Below are 18,507 nucleotides of genomic sequence, written 5' to 3'. Positions count from 1 at the left end.
AGCCATGCCATCCGATCGACCCATCTGGTGCCTGGCCGGACCCACTGCCGCAGGCAAGAGCGCTACTTGCGCCATGCTGGCAAAGCACCTGCCCATCGAGATTGTCAACGTTGATTCCGCCACAATCTATCGTGGCATGGATGTCGGTACGGCCAAGCCGGATGCTGTCGAACGCATGCAGATTCGCCACCATCTGCTAGACATTCTCGACCCGTCGGAATCTTATTCAGTAGGCCGTTTCTGCCAGGATGCCAAGGATCTGATCGAGGCCATCCAGACGCGTGGCAACCTTCCTTTGCTGGCAGGTGGGACCATGATGTATTTCAACGCACTACGCAAGGGACTCGACGATCTTCCGAGTGCAAACCCAGGCGTGCGCCGTGACATCGAAGCCAGAGCAAAGACAACGGGCTGGCCGGTGCTGCATCAAGAACTGATGCGCGTCGATCCCGTCACAGCAGGCAGACTGGCGCCACATGATAGCCAGCGCATCGGACGCGCACTCGAGGTACACATCATCACTGGCAAACCGCTATCGAGCCTGATCGGCACGGGATCAGGCAGCCCGGCACTTGCCAATCTCCGGATCATCAGCCTCGAGCCATCCGATCGCAGCGTACTCCATCATCGGATCGCCCAGCGTTTTGAGCAGATGCTTGAACGAGGGCTCGTCGACGAGGTGGCAAGGCTCTTTGCGCGCGGTGACCTGGACGCATCCATGGCGTCCATCCGATGTGTGGGTTACCGGCAAATATGGGATCTTCTGGCGGGAAAGGACTCTCTCGAAACAGCCCGGGAAAAAGCCATCGCAGCAACTCGCCAACTCGCCAAACGGCAACTGACCTGGTTACGAGCAATGTCGGATCGAATCTCTGTGGACTGCCTGAACCCGGACGCACCATCGCGGGTGCTCAGCATCATTTCCCAGGGCGTTTGACCCGACGCCCTGAAACAACAGAAAGTGCATCGATACCGCCGGGTGTGTTACAGAACAACGGTCTGTGGCGCGCCGTCGGATTGCGGACTTATCTCACCCAGAACGTAGACCGTCTCGCCTTGCGCATCGAGCAAGGCGCGGATCGAGTCTGCCTGATCTGCAGGCACAACTACCACCATACCGATCCCGCAGTTGAAGACGCGATACATTTCCTGGGCGTCAATCCCCCCTTCACGCTGCATCCAGCTAAACAAGGCTGGCATCGGCCAGGCAGACTGATCGATTCTGGCCTGCAAACCAGGCTGAAGGATACGGGGCACATTCTCTAGCAAGCCGCCACCGGTGATGTGAGCGACCCCTTTGATCGCCGGTCCGAACTGTGCCATCGCAGCAAGCATGGGCTTGACGTAGATACGAGTCGGAGCCATCACCACATCCGCAAGAGGCTGCCCCTCGAAATCGTCACCAGGCTGCGCACCCGTGCGTGACAGCACCTTTCTCAGCAGAGAATACCCGTTTGAATGGGCACCACTCGAGGCAAGTCCGAGCACCACATCGCCAGGAACGATCTTGCTGCCATCGATGATGGCCGATCGTTCGACCGCGCCCACGGCAAACCCTGCCAGATCATATTCACCGTCAGGATACATGCCAGGCATTTCGGCTGTTTCACCGCCAATCAGGGCGCATCCGGCCAGCTCGCAGCCTTTAGCAATACCACCCACCACGCTGGCGGCAACATCTACCGAGAGCTTGCCGCAAGCAAAGTAATCCAGAAAGAAGAGCGGTTCCGCACCCTGAACCAGAATGTCGTTGACACTCATGGCAACCAGATCAATTCCGACCGTGTCGTGCCTTTGCCAGTCGAACGCCAGACGCAACTTGGTACCCACACCATCGGTGCCGGACACGAGCACCGGCTCCCGGTAACGTCTGGGAACTTCGAACAGACCACCAAAGCCACCAATGCCTGACAGGACACCTTCGCGCATGGTTCGCGCCGCGAGAGGTTTGATGCGATCAACCAGTGCATCGCCTGCGTCGATATCGACTCCCGCATCGCGGTACGTGAGGGGCTGTTTGGAATGAGACATAAATAGGACCAGGTTGTGTGACAATGACGGGAACTTCCATAGATGGTCGTGATTTTACGACGACTGGCCTGGTCTGCGCTTGTCGCCGGCATTTCCCCGAAAATTCAATGAAGCAACTTCTCCTTGACATCGTTCCACCACCCGCACCCAGGTTCGAGAACATGGTTGCCGGCGAGAACGCAGCACTGATCGCAGCAGCACGTTCTTTGGCGCCCGGACAGACGCTTTACGTCTGGGGCCAGGACGGGTGCGGGCGCAGCCACCTCCTTCAGGCATTCGCCAGTTCGCACCCGGGTGTTTCGCAAGGCATTTATCTGCATGCCGCTCACGATCACCGTGCCATTGAGGAGCTGGTCGAGAACCTGCCCGATGATGGCTTCGCAGTTGCCGTGGACGACATTCATGCCGCTAGCGAAACAACGCTCGCGGCCGTCTTCAGGCTGTACAATCAGTGGCGCGAACGCGGTGATTCGCGACAGGCGATTTCGCTGATGGTATCGGGCAACCGGCCTCCCCTGCAGATGGCATGCCGGGAGGACCTGCGCACCCGGCTTGGGTGGGGTCCGGTCTATCGGCTTTTACCGCTTTCCGATGAAGAGAAAATGGCGGCGCTTGCCCAGTTTGCCCAGCAGCAGGGCATCCCGCTCGGATCCGAGATTGTGCGCTGGCTACTTACTCACGGATCGCGTGACATCCGTGTACTGTTTGACTGGGTGACCGAGCTCGACCGCTATTCCCTGGCGACACATCGCCCGATCACGCTCCCTCTTTTGAAGACCATGCTTGCCCAGAAAGGCCTTGACCATCCATGACTGCACAACGACTTGCCCTGTTTGACCTTGATCACACGCTCTTGCCGCTTGACAGTGATTATCAGTGGGCCGATTTTCTGGCCCGCACAGGTCGCGCCGGGGACCCAGACGTTGCTCGCGCCCGCAACGAAGACCTCATGGTCCGATACAACGCAGGTGACCTGACTGCACAGGAAGCAGCGGAATTCATGCTCGGACTACTGGCAGCGCACTGCCCGATGGATCTGGCATCCTGGCACGAGATTTTCATGCAGGAAGTGATCCGCCCTGCCATGACGCATCAGGCGATGAATCTGGTTCGTGAGCACCTGCTCGCTGGTGATCGTTGCGCCATTGTGACCGCAACCAACACCTTTGTAACAGCACCGATCGCACGTGCATTTGGCGTACCCACTCTGATTGCGACCGATCCAGAGTTTTCTGATGGACGTTACACTGGGCGGATTCAAGGGACTCCGAGTTTTCGGGAAGGCAAAATCAAACGGGTCAACGAATGGCTCTACACACTAGGCCATACGCTGGCAGACTACGAGAAAGTCTATTTTTACAGTGACTCGATCAATGACCTGCCTCTCCTGGAGAAGGTCACCCATCCAGTCGCAACCAATCCGAGCGAACGATTGCGCCAGATTGCCCAGAAGCGCAACTGGACCATTCTTGACCTATTTCAGCAAACTGCCGATCAGAAATCCTGATGATCACTGAAACTATAAAAGGGTTTGTCAAACGGCTGATCAAGCCAGGGAACAAATCCCCCGGCCCGGTAGGAGCCGGTAAAGCCAAACGCTACAGTCGTGACGAGCACCAGATCGACAGACGCCTTGTGTCACGCCATGCCGTGAAGGTCTGCGAAGTGCTGCAACAGGCGGGCTTCGAAGCGTTTCTCGTGGGAGGCGCAGTCCGGGACTTGATGGTTGGCCTGGAGCCCAAGGACTTTGATGTGGCGACCAACGCCACCCCCGACCAGGTCAGACCGCTGTTTCGTCGCGCCCGGATCATCGGCAAGCGATTCCAGCTAGTGCACGTGGTGTTTGGTCAGGAGATCATCGAAACCTCCACCTTTCGGGCGCCTGCAGCAGCTGACGAGCTGACTGATGATCACGGCAGGATTTTGCGTGACAACGTGTTCGGAACACAAAAGCAGGACGCCGCCCGACGCGACTTCACGATTAATGCGCTCTACTACGACCCGGTCACCGAGACGGTGGTGGATTTCCACGATGGCGTTCGCGATCTGAAAGCCAGAGCGATTCGCATGATTGGAGAGCCAGCCAGCCGCTATCGCGAAGATCCCGTGCGCATGCTGCGCGCGGTACGCTTCGCAGTCAAACTGCGCGGCGAGATCGAACCTGCCACTGCCGCCCCGATTGGTGAACTTGCAGAGCTGATCGAGAACGTACCCTCGTCGCGGGTATTTGACGAGATGTACAAGCTGCTGACCTGCGGTCATGCAATGGATTGCCTCAAGCAGTTACGCAGTCACGGGCTTCATAGTGGACTGCTTCCCTTGCTCGATATGGTGCTAGAAGAGCCTGATGGCCTGAGCTTCATCGAACTGGCGCTAGAGCGTACCGACAAACGCGTCAGGGGAGGCAAATCGGTCAGTCCCAGTTTTCTGTTTGCTTCCTTGCTGTGGCCACAGGTTCGCACCCGCTGGCAGCGACTCTATCAGGCTGGTGAGCACAGCGTACCGGCGCTCATCGCAGCTGCAGATGATGTCATGAATGCTCAGGGTGAGAAGCTCGCCATCAATCGTCGCTTCAGTTCCGACATGCGTGAGATCTGGTTCATGCAACCACGATTTGAGCGCAGGCAGGCTCGGACCGCATTCCGCATGAGTGAGCAGCCCAGATTTCGGGCCGCTGTAGATTTTCTGCAACTCCGTGCTGCCTGCTCGGAGTTTGACAGTGTGCTGGCTCAATGGTGGATGGACTTCGCGGACGCCCCGGATGCCGAGAAGGCTCGCATGGCCGACGCGCTTTCTGGCAAACGTCAGCCTGGCAGTTCAGAGACCGAACCAGGTCGCCCCAGAAAGCGTCCACGCAGACGCCGAAAAACATCCGCTGGCGCCGCCGCGGCAGCAGGCAGATCCAGCGCATCAACTGGCAACTCAGGCGCTCCAGACTAGGCAGGCGGGATCGGTGGAGCCGGGCCAGCCCCGGACGGCCTCCCTTCGTTCGATCAGCGTGAGGGATGAGAAGAGTGTGTGGAAAGTACTGGCATGACTAGGACGCTCATGACAAACCGTGACGAGAGTCTGTCTCAGCACCCGGGGTCCCTGGCACTCGCCATACTCGGGCTTGGCGCCAATCTCGGCGATAACCCGGCGTTGACACTTCACAACGCCGTTGAGGCCATCCATCAAGCAACAGGCGTTGAAAAGATCCGGCCGGCATCACTCTACAGCAGTGCGCCGGTGGACGCGCCCGGGCCGCATTACACCAACACCGCTGTCGTGTTGCAGACCGCACTCTCGCCGTTGCTGTTACTGGACAAGATGCAGGCCATCGAACACGACTTTGGGCGACAACGCAATCTTGCAACGGTGCGCAATGCCCCTCGCACACTCGACATTGATCTGCTGTGGTACGACGGCGTTGAGATCGAGACACCCAGACTGACCCTACCCCATCCCCGTATGCACCTTCGGGCATTCGTACTGATGCCTCTGCAAGAGTTGCTTGGCGCAGATTTCGTGATCAGGGGTGCCCCTGTATCCAGATGGCTGAAAGCGTGCAAGGAACAGATGTGCTTGCGTCTGGATTCGAATGCCTGACACCCCACGGATGCGGTCAGATCTCGCTTCAGAAAAGCTGACCCGTGCTGTTCCGTAGTAGCACGAGTCAGCGATGGACTGATTTCGCTTAAATGACTTTGTCGGTCGCGAGCCTGTTCAGCTCTGCCTCACTGACCCCAAGTTCAGCAAGAATCTGGCTCGTGTGCTCACCGAGCCCCGGCACTGCATCCATGCGTGGATCGAAGTCCGAGTTGGTACCAGGTGGAATCAGCGCTGGCAATGTTCCGACTGGGCTAGGCACTTCACGCCAGCGATCCCTTGCCTTGAGCTGAGGGTGAGCCCAGACATCCTTCATTTCATTGACGCGCGCATTGGCGATCTGAGCCGCTTCAAGGCGCTCCACAACCTGATCCATGGTGAGATCGGAAAACGCTTGCCTGATCAGATCTGTCAGGGCCGCCCTGTTGGACACGCGCTTGGAATTGGACGAGAAACTATCATCATCGGCCAGTCCTGGCTGAAAGATCACTTTCTCACAGAACACGCGCCACTCGCGCTCGTTCTGCAACCCCAGCATGACTGTTGTGCCGTCACCAACAGGGAACGGCCCATACGGGAAGATCGTTGCATGCGCAGCACCAGCCCGCGGCGGAGGCGCCGCCCCTTCAAATGCGTAGTACAACGGGAAGTTCATCCATTCGACCATACTCTCGAGCATGGAAACGTCCAGATGGCTGCCCTTGCCCGTCTTGCCACGCAACAACAACGCATTCAGGATGCCGGTGTACGCATACATGCCAGCCGCGATGTCCGAAATGGAACATCCAGCCTTGGCTGGCGCATCGGGGGACCCGGTGACCGAGACAAAGCCGCTTTCACTCTGGATCAGCAGATCGTAGGCTTTTTTCTTCTCATATGGACCGCCGACACCATATCCGGTGATATCACAGACAATCAACTGCGGATACTTGTCGTGCAAGGCTTCAAATGACAACCCCATACGTGCAGCAGCACCTGGCGCCAGATTCTGAACCAGCACATCGGCTTTGGCGAGCAGATCATGCAGCAAGTCCTGCGCACGGTCGTTTTTCAGGTCCAGTGTCAGACTTTCCTTGGAACGGTTGGTCCAGACAAAATGGGATGCCATACCGCGAACCCGTTCGTCATACCCCCTCGCAAAATCCCCCACTTCAGGGCGCTCTACCTTGATGACTCTGGCACCCATGTCAGCAAGCTGTCGGGTGCAGAACGGCGCTGCGATGGCGTGCTCCAGACTGATAACTGTGATGCCATCAAGTGGTCTTACATTTCCTGTCATTTCTCGAACCTCAATTCTGCTTGATGCGCAAGCGTTCCGTCTTGCGCAGCCCAGATCTGTGCCACCCCCTCTTCGGAGATGCTGCCTTGCGCCTCAAAGGGTGTCGGGCAGATGAGTGGGCGCAACCCACGGTAGGCCAGATGTGTAACGCGTACGCCCGGATTTGCCTCTCTGAACGACTGCACCATACTGGTTGCAATCAGCGGACCGTGAACAACCAGACCCGGGTAACCTTCGACCTCAGTCACATACGGAAAATCGTAGTGAATTCGGTGACCGTTAAAGGTCAGCGCCGAGTACCGGAACAGCCATGTCGGCGTTGGCTCGATGGGCTTGCTCCACTGAGCTTCTGGAGCTGGCTCAGTTCCCTGCAGCTTGGGAGGGCTCGGGGTCCTGTAAACAATGTCCTGCTCCTCGAGCACCACACGCTTGCCAGACTGGGACACTTCGTGTGTCACCGTCACAAACAGCAACGAACCGGTTTTGCCCTGCTTTTCGGTGATTTTGGACACGGTCGATGTTCGCGTGGCCGGTATACCTGCCAGCAAATCTCCCTCGAAGCTCACGCGACCACCCGCCCACATCCGGTTACGACCTTCAGCCGGTGGCAGGAACCCGCCTCTGGCCGGATGACCGTCTGTACCCAGTCCGGTCATCGGAACCGATTCGAGAAAGAAGCACCAGTGCCACAATGGCGACAGGGGCTGTCCTTTTTCGGGGGCTATTTCGCCCAATGTGGCCGCGATGCGGGCAGCGTGCCCCAGATCCAGTGCATCTTCGGTCGTCTGGGATTTGCCAATCCAGTCCTCAAGTCTGGCTTCACTCATGCTTGCTCCCTCAGGCTACGTCAACAGCCAACGCGCGTTGCTGATGAAAGATCGAGTCGCCTAGCAGGAACTCTGCAAACGTCAGGCGCTTGAAGAAGTCACCCACTTCCAGCTCATTGGTAACGCCCATCCCGCCATGTAACTGCACGGCCTGTTCGCCCACAAAGCGTGCAGCGCTGGACACTTCGTTCTTGGCCATCGACACGCGTCTGGCACGCAAAGCCGCCGTATCACCGGCCAGGGACATGGTCGCCACATAGGTGTGCGAGACGGCCATTTCCTGATGGATCAGCATGTCGGCCACGCGGTGCTGCAATGCCTGGAAGTTGATCAGTGGCTGACCAAACTGCTTGCGTGTTTTCAGGTACTCGGTGGTGATCTCGATCAGGCGCTTCATGGCACCACTGGCATGTGCACACAGTGCTGTGATCGCGAAATCCAGACCTTTCGCAAACGCGTCCTCGGCGGCCTGACCTTTTGCAATCAATGCTGAACCATCCAGAGCAACGTCGGTCAGCGTCACGTTACCGCTACGCGCCTGGTCGAAGGTCGGAAAGTCCTCAACGACAACGCCTTGAGCCGATGTAGGCACCAGGAAAAGCGCCATTTCCCCATCAAGGACAGCAGTGACAATCATGGCATCGGATCCAGCTGCATGCCAGACATGACGCTTGGCGCCTTTGATCACATAGCCGCCATCCTTGCTTTGCGCCTGGGTGGCTGTGGGAGCGGTGCTGTAGCGCTCACCCGACTCCTGCCAGGCGACGGTCAAAACGGTCTGACCTTCGGCGTGCGAACTCAACCATTCATTCTTGAGCGCTTCGTTATCACTTTCGGCAAGTATGGTGACAGCCATTACCGCACTTGGAATCACCGGCTCGGCAACCAGTCCGTAACCAAGTTCCATATGCACTGCGAGCATCGTTGCCGTGCTCTCTCCGAAACCACCGTATTGCTCAGGCACCATCAGGCCCGTAACACCTAGCTCAGCCAGCTGGCTCCAGGTCCCACGGTCCAGTTTGCCTGCCTCGAATCGGGCACGACGCTTGTCGAATGCCCAGGTATCGACCATCACCCTGCGCAGGCTGTCTGTGAGCATGCGCTGTTCTTCTGAATATGCGAAATCCATTTTCTATCCTGTTATCCGGTTGTCAGTATTGAAGACCCAGCATGAAGCAGCACTTACACACCAATAATGTGCTTGACGATGATGCCCTTCTGGACTTCAGTCGTACCGCCGTAGATCGTGGTCTTGCGCATATCAAAGTAGGTTGCACCGCCACCCAGATCAAACTCGTCTCCAGGGCCGTGGAAATCATTCTCTGCACGCATCCAGGCCGGGTCATAAGGCCATGACTCCATGGCTGCCACTTCCATCTGCAACCTTGCCAGATCCTGCTGCAGTTCCGAGCCGCGAATCTTCAGGATGGATGCCTGAGGTCCAGGGCCTGCAGTGCTGTCTGCTGCGACACGCAACAGCAACATTTCCAGTCCCAGCACCTGTGCTTCTATCTGGTTGACCTTATCCATCATGCGTGAGTCCATGCTCATCGACTTGCCGCTATTCATCGCGGCTTTGACCATCTTCTTCAGGATCATCAACTCGCGGTGACAGTGACCGATGCCGGCGATACCCGTGCGCTCGTGACCCAGCAGGTACTTGGCGATTGTCCACCCCTGATTCTCTTCACCGACCAGATTCTCGACAGGTGCCTCGACGTTCTCGAGCCAGACTTCATTGACCTCGGCGCCGCCGTCAAGCGTCTTGATCGGGCGTACCGTCACGCCAGGCTGGCGCATGTCGATCAGGATCATGGAGATGCCGCGCTGCGGTTTGACTGCCGAATCGGTCCGCGCCAGACAGAACATGTGGTCGGCGTGGTGTGCGAGCGTCGTCCAGGTCTTCTGGCCATTGATGATGTATTTGTCACCAACCCGCTCAGCGCGCGTCTTCAATGAAGCAAGGTCAGACCCGGAACCAGGCTCGGAGTAGCCCTGGCACCACCAGTCATCCATCTGGATGATGCGTGGAAGGTAGTAGGACTTCTGGGCTTCGTTGCCATACTTCATCAGGACAGGTCCGATCATGCTCAGACCAAATGACAGCAGACGGGGGGCTCCTGCTTTGAAAGTCTCAATCTCAAAAATCAGTCTTTGAATAGCCGACCATCCCGTTCCACCGAATTCCTTGGGCCAGGTCGGGGCACCCCAGCCGTGCGCGGCCAGGATACGGTGCCAACGGATGTAATCATCCTTGGCCAGACGCTGATGGTGCATCTGCTTTTCTCGAATGTCACTCGGCAGGTTCTTCTCGGTGAACGCCCGCACTTCCTGGCGGAATGCTGCCTCTTCTTCGGTCCAGGTCAAATCCATAGTTTCCTCTCTATCAACCCGTGGAACTGTAACAAAGCCACTCTCGTGGCCGGAATCTCTTATTTTGGAATGCCGCTTTCAGACAAGGCAAAGCATGTCACCAGAAACGGTTTTTTAATGCCGAAATGCTGCCCTATCCAAAATCGAATAGCATTCAAGTTGTTTTAATGATTACCATAACAGGCTAACCTCAAAAACAACACAGTATGGGAGAAATCAATATGAGTGGATTGATGGCTGGAAAGGTCGTTGTCGTCACGGGTGCAGGTGGCGGGATTGGCCGTGAAATCGCCCTTGCCATGGGTAAGGCTGGCGCCAAGGTCGTTGTCAACGACATCGGCGCAGCGCTGACCGGCGAAGGGCAGACTGCTGGCCCGGCAGAAAAGGTCGCTGAAGAAATCAAAGCTGCTGGTGGCATTGCAGTCCCCAACACTGACAGCGTTGCGACCCGTGCGTCGGCCAACGCGATCATTGAAACAGCAATCCAGCATTTTGGCCGTATTGATGCAGTGGTCAACAACGCAGGCAACCTGCGCGACCGCATGTTCCACAAGATGAGCGACGAAGAGTGGAGCCAGGTTCTTGATGTGCACCTGAACGGCACTTTCTTCGTGAGCCGCGCCGCTGCCAACCATTTCCGTGAGCAGGAGTCAGGTGCGTTCGTGAACATGACCTCCACCTCGGGCCTGATCGGCAACTTTGGCCAGGCCAACTACTCGGCTGCCAAGCTCGGTATCGCTGCCCTGTCCAAGTCGATTGCGCTCGACATGAGCCGCTACAATGTTCGTTCGAACTGCATTGCACCGTTCGCCTGGAGCCGCATGACCAGCTCGATCCCTGCCAACACGCCCGAAGAAAAGGCCCGCGTTGCCAAGATGCAGAAAATGGAAGCTGCAAAAGTTGCACCGATGGCCGTATACCTGGCAAGCGATGCGGCAAGCGAAGTCAACGCCCAGATTTTCGGTGTTCGTGCTAACGAAATCATGCTCTTTAGCCAGCCACGTCCGATCCGCTCGGTTCACATGAGCGACGGCTGGACGCCTGAGCTGATTGCAGAGATCGCGACACCAGCCCTGAAGCATCACTTCATGGCAATGGAGCGTTCCCCTGAAGCAATCGACTGGGATCCAATCTAAGTCATTCACGGAGCCAACTCATGACTGAACCACGACGCGCGCCGCTCGCCGGTGTGCGGGTTCTGGATCTTTCTCGCGTCCTCGCCGGTCCGTTCTGCGCACAGAACCTGGCCGACCTGGGCGCAGATGTCATCAAGGTTGAGCGCCCAGGCACAGGTGATGACACCCGTGCCTGGGGACCGCCCTACCTCAGAGACGAGCAAGGCCAGGACACGTCAGAATCTGCTTACTACCTCAGCACCAATCGCAACAAGCGCTCAATCGCCATCGATCTGTCGACTCCGGAAGGCGCGCAGGCGGTGCGCAAAATCGCAAGTCAATGCGATGTTCTCATCGAGAATTTCAAGGTCGGTGGCCTCAAGCAGTACGGCCTTGACTACGAAAGCCTCAAGGATGACATGCCCGGGCTGATCTATTGCTCGATCACGGGATTCGGACAAGACGGACCGTTTGCCTCGCGACCCGGATATGACTTCATGATCCAGGGCATGGGTGGACTCATGAGCATCACAGGTGAGCGAGACGATCAGCCAGGTGGTGGCCCTCAGAAAGCGGGTGTAGCTGTCACAGACGTCATCACCGGGTTGTATGCCTCAATGGCCATTCTTGGTGCACTGCACGAGCGCAATCGCAGCGGCAAGGGTCAGTATATTGATCTGGCCCTGCTGGACTGTCACGTGGCCATGCTGGCTAACCAGACACTGAACTACATGACTTCAGGTGTCGCTCCTGGCCGGGCGGGTAATGCACACCAGAACGTTGTACCTTACCAGGTGTTCAAGACATCAGATGGGCATATGATCGCTGCCGTGGGTAACGACTCACAGTTCCGCTCCTTCTGCAAAGCCATCGAGCGCCCCGAGCTGGCAACTGACGAGCGCTACGTCACCAATAGCAAGCGTATTCAGAATCGCGACACGCTTATTCCGATGCTAGAAGAGATTCTTGCCTCCCGTACGCGTGACGAGTGGATTGCGGCGTTCGAGCCAGTTGGCGTACCCTGTGGCCCGATCCAGACGATTGACCAGGTGTTCGATCACCCTCAAGTCAAGGCACGCGAGTTATGGAAGGAAGTCCCCCATCCACTCGGTGGTGTCTCGCCGACCACGGCCAACCCAATCCGCTACTCGGATACGCCGATCGAGTACCGTCGCCACGCACCAACTCTGGGTGAGCATACCGACGAAATTCTGCGCGAGTTTGGGTTGAAGTAACTAAAGCGGCTATCCAGTTACTCTGGGTCGATACAAGCCAGCCAGAGCAGCAGAACCCCGTCAAATACGTTTTGGCGGGGTTTTTTCATGAAAAATCCAGGCACGTGACACGGCGGTGCATGACAACCGCAAGACATATCCGGATGTGTGCTCTATTAAAGGGGTCAAAGAACATGCTCCGACCCGACAACAGCAAATCGCGCTGCCTTATGCAGTCACTCGAGCTCGAGTGGGACCTATCAAATGAACCCTGTCAAGGTATGGGGTTAATGTATCACAAACATTCTTAAAAAATTATTATTTCAGAAATTACAGAAATAAATGAAAACCATGAATCTTCCTCCAACGACTCAATCCTTTGTCCTTCATTTCGGTGAAATGGGGTCACGCTGGGGTATCAACCGAACGGTTGGGCAGATCTACGCCCTTCTCTACTTGTCTCAGCGCCCACTCAATGCCGACGATATCTGTGAGGCACTCGGATTTGCGCGATCGAACGTCAGTATGGGGCTGCGTGAGTTGGACTCCTGGCAGCTCATCCGGCTGGTGCACCTGCCCAACGATAGGCGTGATCACTTCACTGTCCCTGACGACATCTGGGAAATCGTACGCACACTGGTCGAACAACGACGCAAGCGCGAGATTGAACCCACACTCACTATGTTGCGCGACATCCTGATGGAAAGCCCCGCCTCTCAGGAGGAGCGCCAGGCACAGGTCAGGATGCGCGAGATGCACGACCTGATCGAAACGCTCACCCTCTGGTATCAGGACATGCAGAAACTTGAGCCTGACCAACTGCTAAATCTTCTGAAACTCGGCTCGAAAGCCTTCAAAGTCTACGACATGAAAAACAGACTGTTTGACCCCAAGCCCGGAAACTCAGGTAAACCTGGAAACCCAGACGATGGAACTTGACCCAGCACTGCTTGCGCGAATCCAGTTCGCCGCCAACATCACATTTCACATTCTGTTTCCAACCATCACGATTGCGCTGGGCTGGATACTGCTTTTTTTCAAGCTGCGCTACAACAGAACCGGCGACTACAAATGGATGGAGGCTTATTTCTTCTGGACCAAGGTGTTCGCGCTCAGCTTTGCGATGGGTGTAGTCAGCGGTATCACCATGTCGTTCCAGTTCGGCACCAACTGGCCAGGCTTCATGGAGACGGTTGGCAATATCGCAGGGCCCTTGCTCGCCTATGAGGTCCTGACGGCCTTCTTTCTCGAGGCAACGTTCCTTGGCATCATGCTGTTCGGATTCAGGAGGGTCTCCCCCTGGATGCACAACCTCGCCACGTTTCTGGTGGCATTCGGCACCACTGCCTCGGCATTCTGGATTCTGGTACTCAACAGCTGGATGCACACACCGGTCGGATTCGAGATGCGGGATGGCGTCGCCCACGCCACGAACTGGCTTCAGATCATTTTCAATCCGTCGTTTCCCTACCGCTTCAGCCATATGCTGCTCGCGTCCGGCCTGACCGCCGCCTTTCTGGTCGCGGGACTGTCCGCCTATCGCTGGCTCAGGATCGACCGTACGCCCGCGGTGTTCGCTGCCCTTAAAACTGGCGTCATCACCGCAGCCATCCTCATTCCCTTGCAAATTTTCATGGGGACCTGCATGGACTGAATACACTGACGCACCAGCCCCAGAAAGTTGCGGCCATGGAGGGTCTGTGGGAGACCGAGCGAGGTGCTCCGCTGGTCTTGTTCGCCCTGCCCAATGAAGAGACCCGGACCAATGATTACGCCATCGAAGTTCCGAACCTGGCGAGCCTGATCCTGAAGCACGAATGGAGTGGAGAACTCAAAGGGCTTAACGAGTTCGAGGGTGCCCATCCTCCTGTCGCCCCGGTATTCTGGGCCTTCAGGATCATGGTTGGAACCGGTCTGTTAATGCTTGCCGTCGCATGGTTTGCGGCTTACTCCCTCTGGAGGCACAAGACCGTTAGCCGCACTCTGGGGATGACATTGCTTGCCACCACGTTCTCGGGCTGGATCGCGACTGTTTCGGGCTGGTACGTCACGGAGATCGGTCGCCAGCCCTGGCTGGTGTCAGGCGTTCTGCGCACAGTCGACGCGATATCAGACGTCCCGGCTCCAGTCATCGGCATCAGCCTGAGCATGTATCTCACGATCTACGCCGTGCTGATGACAGCATTCATCACAACCTTGTTCTATATGGCGCGCAAGGCGGGCCATACCACGCCTCCCGGACAAAGTGGTGAAACCGTGACAAACGACATCAATATCGCACCACCAGTCAGCAACCTGCCTCGACGCAATCCGCCGTCACTTGCGGACAAGCCGGTGGCATTCTGAGGTGGTCCGGATATCAATCGTTTAATCGAATACGAAGCAAGCGAGAACCAACATGAGCATTCTGTTTGAAAACGCTGCATGGCTGCCCCTGACCTTTGCATTCTTGATGGGCTTTGCGATGCTGGTTTATGCGGTTCTGGACGGCTATGACCTGGGCGTCGGGATTCTGCTCCGGCAAGCCACCGACACAGAGAAAGACCGGATGATCGGATCAATCGGCCCGTTCTGGGATGCCAATGAAACCTGGCTTGTCCTTGGCGTTGGCTTGTTGCTGGTTGCCTTTCCGGCCGCGCATGGGGTCATATTGAGCAGTCTCTATCTGCCGGTTGCTGTGATGCTGATCGGGCTGATTCTGCGAGGGGTGGCGTTCGACTTTCGGGCCAAAGCCAAAATCGATCACAAGGAAAGATGGAACAACGTGTTTTTTGCAGGCTCGTTGCTGGCGGCGGTCTCACAAGGCTACATGCTCGGCTCCTACATTCTCGGATTTGATTCAAGCCCGGCCGGCGTTGCTTTCTCGTTGCTGGTTGGTGTCTGCATCGCAGCCGGCTATTCCCTCATCGGAGCATGCTGGCTGATCATGAAAACAGAAGGCGCCCTGCAGGCCAAGTCCGTGCAATGGGCGCGCTACAGCCTGTGGGGCACCATGCTGGCGATCGCACTGATCTCGATCTCAACGCCACTAGTCAGTGAGCGCATTTTCGAGAAATGGTTTTCTTTTCCGAACATTGTGCTGCTGGCACCGATTCCAGTCATCACACTCTCGCTGATCACTGCGCTGGAAGTGATGCTGCGTCAGATGCCCAAGCCAGAAGACCGCTGGAACTGGGTGCCCTTCATACTGACGATCGGGATTTTTATCCTGTGCTTTCATGGGCTGGCATACAGCTTTTACCCCTACATCGTTCCGGACCAACTGACCATTGTCGACTCGGCCAGTGCGCCTGAATCACTCGTGATCATTCTGGTCGGTGCTCTGGTGGTGCTCCCGGTCCTCTTTGGCTACACAATTCTGGCCTACAAAATCTTCCACGGTAAAGCCAAAGACCTGAGCTACGACTGAGACATGACCTTTTGCACATCAGGCACCAGGCTTGCAGATCCGGCCAGAAACCTGCATTGAAGCCCGACTCAGCACAGCCCCAAAAGAAAACCCAGGCGCCAGACTCTAAGGAGACTGGCGCCTGGGTTTCAGCCACTTTCACTCTTTAAACGCTTACGCGTCAAAGCTCAAAAGTAATCAGGCAGTCACAACCGGAATGCCGGCGATCTTGGCAGACCACTCTTTGGGACCAGTTTCGTGAACAGAGGTACCATTGGCATCCACAGCAACCGTCACAGGCATGTCAACCACATCGAACTCGTAAATGGCTTCCATGCCAAGGTCTTCAAATGCCACTACTTTGGCATCCTTGATCCCCTTGGAGACCAGGTAGGCCGCACCACCGACTGCCATCAAGTATGCAGACTGATGCTTGCGAATGGCCTCAATGGCCGCTGGACCACGCTCGGCCTTACCAACCATTGCAATCAGGCCAGTCTGAGCCAGCATCATCTCGGTGAACTTGTCCATACGGGTTGATGTGGTCGGACCTGCTGGTCCCACCACTTCTTCGCGTACGGGATCAACCGGACCCACGTAGTAGATGATGCGGTTGGTGAAATCAACCGGCAGCTTCTCGCCTTTGGCCAGCATGTCCTGAATCCGCTTGTGCGCGGCGTCACGACCAGTGAGCATCTTGCCGGACAGCAGCAGCGTCTGCCCGGGTTTCCAGCTCGCAACCTCTTCCTTGGTCAGTTTGTTCAGATCCACGGCACGGGATGCCTTGTAGTCGGGCGCCCATTTCACATCGGGCCAATCCGACAGAGACGGACGCTCAAGCCGGGCAGGACCGCTTCCATCCAGCACAAAATGAGCGTGGCGAGTTGCAGCGCAGTTGGGGATCATGGCAACAGGCTTGGACGCCGCGTGGGTCGGGAAGGTTTTGATCTTGACATCAAGGACGGTGGTGAGTCCGCCGAGCCCTTGTGCGCCGATACCCAGTGCATTGACCTTCTCGTACAACTCGATTCGCAGTTCTTCAAGCGGACTGCTCGGACCGCGCTCCAGAAGCTCATACATATCGAGATCTTCCATCAGAGCCTGTTTGGCCATGAGGGTCGCTTTCTCTGCGGTTCCACCCACCCCTATGCCGAGCATGCCTGGTGGACACCAGCCTGCACCCATCGTCGGAACGGTTTTAAGGACCCAGTCGACCAGCGAGTCGCTCGGGTTGAGCATCACCATCTTGGACTTGTTCTCGGAGCCGCCACCTTTTGCTGCGACCTGAACCTCGACCGTATCGCCCTGTACCAGCTCGACCGAGACGATACAGGGGGTGTTGTCCTTGGTGTTCTTGCGGGTGAACAGCGGGTCGTCCAGAACCGAGGCACGCAACGGGTTATCCGGATTCAGGTAACCGCGACGGACGCCTTCATCACAAATCGACTGAAGATCGCGCTTGCTGTCAAAACGCACCCCCATCCCGACTTTGAGAAACACGTTCACGATACCCGTGTCCTGACAGATGGGACGATGACCTTCTGCACACATCCTGGAGTTGGTCAGAATCTGCGCCATCGCATCTTTTGCGGCCGGGCTCTGCTCACGGTCGTAGGCGCGCGCCAGGTGCTTGATGTAATCGGCGGGATGGTAGTAGCTAATGAACTGAATCGCATCGGCGATCGATTCAATCAGGTCATCTTCCTTGATCGTGACTGTCATGTCGACTTCCTCTTCATATTGGAATCTGGATACTTCACACTAAGCTGATGGATCTGTCCGCATTTTAATGGTCAACGGCCCTGCCAGCGGGGCGGTCGCTTCTCTGCGAAGGCAAGTGCACCTTCTCTGGCATCCTCGGACTCAAAAATGTGCGTCATCATGGGTGCCTGACGAGCAAACATCTCGTGCTGCTCCCAGTCCTGGCCTTCGATCACAATTTTCTTCGAAGTCTGTACGGCCAGTGGCCCGTTCTGTTCGATACGCTGAGCCAGCCGGATTGCCTCTTCCAGCGCCTGGCCTGGATCACAAAGTACATTGACCAGCCCAAAAGCACTGGCGCGCTCTGCCGTGAAGTGATCACCCGTCAGAATAAGCTCCATGGCGATGTGATACGGCAGACGACGCGGCAGTCTGAGCAATCCGCCAGAACCTGCCACCAGGCCACGCTTGACCTCTGGCAAACCGAACTGGGCCTGGCGCGAGGCGACCACCAGATCACAGGAGAGCACCATCTCGAAGCCCCCTGCGACAGCAAAGCCTTCCACAGCAGCAATCAGAGGCTTGGACGGGGGAGCCTCATTCAGGCCTGCAAAACCCTTGTCACCGATCCTTGGACGCACCCGGGTTTTCGCAAAATCTTTCAGATCCATGCCAGCACTGAACGTTCCGCCTGCGCCTGTCAGAATCCCGATTCGTAATGCAGGATCCTGATCGAGCCGCTCGAACGCCTCGGCCATTTGCCGGGCACACTCGTAATTGACTGCATTGCGAGCATCTGGCCGATTAATGGTGATGATCAGGATGCCTTCATGTTGACTGACTTGCACATACTCTGACACAGCGTTCGCCCTCCGGACTGTTCCCAAACCGACAATCATAGGCGATCAGCCCAGGGGTGCACAGGCGCAAGTGGCATGGCACGTTAAAATGCAACCCATCGAGGCCTGCATCCCCCTCAGGATGCAGGCGG

Annotated in this window: 16 protein-coding genes and 1 pseudogene; 10 read left to right on the top strand and 7 right to left on the bottom strand. The window is 56.8% G+C overall.

Features of this window, described 5'->3' with window-relative positions:
• The first annotated feature begins 4 nt into the window (after window positions 1-4).
• Window positions 5-937 (top strand): tRNA (adenosine(37)-N6)-dimethylallyltransferase MiaA, encoded by a 933-nt coding sequence (miaA, locus tag DBV39_RS17825; RefSeq protein WP_108622724.1) that lies wholly within the window; start codon window positions 5-7, stop codon window positions 935-937.
• Window positions 938-984: 47 nt separating this feature from the next.
• Here miaA and purM read toward each other — a convergent pair whose 3' ends face one another.
• Window positions 985-2,031, bottom strand: a complete 1,047-nt coding sequence (gene purM, locus DBV39_RS17820; protein WP_108622722.1) for a phosphoribosylformylglycinamidine cyclo-ligase — start codon at window positions 2,029-2,031, stop codon at window positions 985-987.
• 107 nt (window positions 2,032-2,138) lie between these two features.
• Here purM and hda point away from each other — a divergent pair, with 107 nt between their 5' ends.
• From hda to folK, 4 genes are all read left to right on the top strand, one after another.
• Window positions 2,139-2,843 (top strand): DnaA regulatory inactivator Hda, encoded by a 705-nt coding sequence (gene hda / locus DBV39_RS17815; protein ID WP_108622721.1) that lies wholly within the window; start codon window positions 2,139-2,141, stop codon window positions 2,841-2,843.
• Entirely contained in the window at window positions 2,840-3,538 is a 699-nt protein-coding gene (locus tag DBV39_RS17810) for an HAD family hydrolase (RefSeq protein ID WP_108622719.1), read from the top strand. Before hda ends, DBV39_RS17810 begins: the two co-directional genes overlap by 4 nt.
• Entirely contained in the window at window positions 3,538-4,971 is a 1,434-nt protein-coding gene (gene pcnB, locus DBV39_RS17805) for a polynucleotide adenylyltransferase PcnB (protein WP_108622718.1), read from the top strand. The genes DBV39_RS17810 and pcnB overlap by 1 nt, the downstream gene beginning before the upstream one ends.
• Window positions 4,972-5,064: 93 nt before the next feature.
• Complete coding sequence (gene folK / locus DBV39_RS17800) at window positions 5,065-5,619, top strand: 2-amino-4-hydroxy-6-hydroxymethyldihydropteridine diphosphokinase (RefSeq protein ID WP_108622717.1); 555 nt, start codon at window positions 5,065-5,067, stop codon at window positions 5,617-5,619.
• A gap of 88 nt (window positions 5,620-5,707) precedes the next feature.
• Here folK and DBV39_RS17795 read toward each other — a convergent pair whose 3' ends face one another.
• From DBV39_RS17795 to DBV39_RS17780, 4 genes are read right to left on the bottom strand one after another with little or no spacing between them, the layout of a single operon-like run.
• The gene (locus DBV39_RS17795) at window positions 5,708-6,898 is read right to left on the bottom strand and encodes a CaiB/BaiF CoA transferase family protein (RefSeq protein ID WP_108622715.1); all 1,191 of its coding nucleotides are present in this window, start codon (window positions 6,896-6,898) and stop codon (window positions 5,708-5,710) included.
• Complete coding sequence (locus DBV39_RS17790) at window positions 6,895-7,725, bottom strand: FAS1-like dehydratase domain-containing protein (RefSeq protein WP_108622713.1); 831 nt, start codon at window positions 7,723-7,725, stop codon at window positions 6,895-6,897. The genes DBV39_RS17795 and DBV39_RS17790 overlap by 4 nt, the downstream gene beginning before the upstream one ends.
• Window positions 7,726-7,735: 10 nt before the next feature.
• Window positions 7,736-8,854 carry an acyl-CoA dehydrogenase family protein gene (locus DBV39_RS17785; protein WP_108622712.1) on the bottom strand — a complete coding sequence of 373 codons (1,119 nt, stop codon included), beginning with the start codon at window positions 8,852-8,854 and terminating at the stop codon, window positions 7,736-7,738.
• A 53-nt stretch (window positions 8,855-8,907) separates the two neighbouring features.
• Window positions 8,908-10,098: an acyl-CoA dehydrogenase family protein gene (locus tag DBV39_RS17780; protein ID WP_108622710.1), complete on the bottom strand. Its 1,191-nt coding sequence runs from the start codon at window positions 10,096-10,098 to the stop codon at window positions 8,908-8,910.
• 221 nt (window positions 10,099-10,319) lie between these two features.
• On the opposite strand from DBV39_RS17780, the gene DBV39_RS17775 reads away from it, so the two are divergent.
• The 5 genes and pseudogenes from DBV39_RS17775 (at window position 10,320) to DBV39_RS17755 (ending at window position 15,836) form a co-directional block, all read left to right on the top strand.
• Window positions 10,320-11,234, top strand: coding sequence for an SDR family NAD(P)-dependent oxidoreductase (locus DBV39_RS17775; protein WP_108623369.1), 915 nt, complete (start codon window positions 10,320-10,322; stop codon window positions 11,232-11,234).
• 20 nt (window positions 11,235-11,254) lie between these two features.
• Window positions 11,255-12,448, top strand: coding sequence for a CaiB/BaiF CoA transferase family protein (locus DBV39_RS17770; RefSeq protein WP_108622708.1), 1,194 nt, complete (start codon window positions 11,255-11,257; stop codon window positions 12,446-12,448).
• Between the two features lie 330 nt (window positions 12,449-12,778).
• Window positions 12,779-13,366, top strand: a complete 588-nt coding sequence (locus tag DBV39_RS17765; protein ID WP_108622706.1) for a GbsR/MarR family transcriptional regulator — start codon at window positions 12,779-12,781, stop codon at window positions 13,364-13,366.
• Window positions 13,356-14,773, top strand: a pseudogene (locus DBV39_RS17760) (cytochrome ubiquinol oxidase subunit I). Before DBV39_RS17765 ends, DBV39_RS17760 begins: the two are co-directional and overlap by 11 nt.
• Window positions 14,774-14,825: 52 nt before the next feature.
• Entirely contained in the window at window positions 14,826-15,836 is a 1,011-nt protein-coding gene (locus DBV39_RS17755) for a cytochrome d ubiquinol oxidase subunit II (RefSeq protein ID WP_108622703.1), read from the top strand.
• Window positions 15,837-16,013: 177 nt separating this feature from the next.
• Here the strand turns inward: DBV39_RS17755 and DBV39_RS17750 are convergent, their stop codons facing one another.
• Both DBV39_RS17750 and DBV39_RS17745 read right to left on the bottom strand, forming a co-directional pair.
• The gene (locus DBV39_RS17750; protein ID WP_108622701.1) at window positions 16,014-17,537 is read right to left on the bottom strand and encodes a fumarate hydratase; all 1,524 of its coding nucleotides are present in this window, start codon (window positions 17,535-17,537) and stop codon (window positions 16,014-16,016) included.
• A 71-nt stretch (window positions 17,538-17,608) separates the two neighbouring features.
• The gene (locus DBV39_RS17745; RefSeq protein WP_108622699.1) at window positions 17,609-18,376 is read right to left on the bottom strand and encodes a crotonase/enoyl-CoA hydratase family protein; all 768 of its coding nucleotides are present in this window, start codon (window positions 18,374-18,376) and stop codon (window positions 17,609-17,611) included.
• Window positions 18,377-18,507 lie beyond the last annotated feature (131 nt).

The organism is Orrella marina, assembly GCF_003058465.1.
GTDB lineage: Bacteria > Pseudomonadota > Gammaproteobacteria > Burkholderiales > Burkholderiaceae_B > Algicoccus > Algicoccus marinus.
This window is presented reverse-complemented; position numbering and strand designations above follow the sequence as displayed.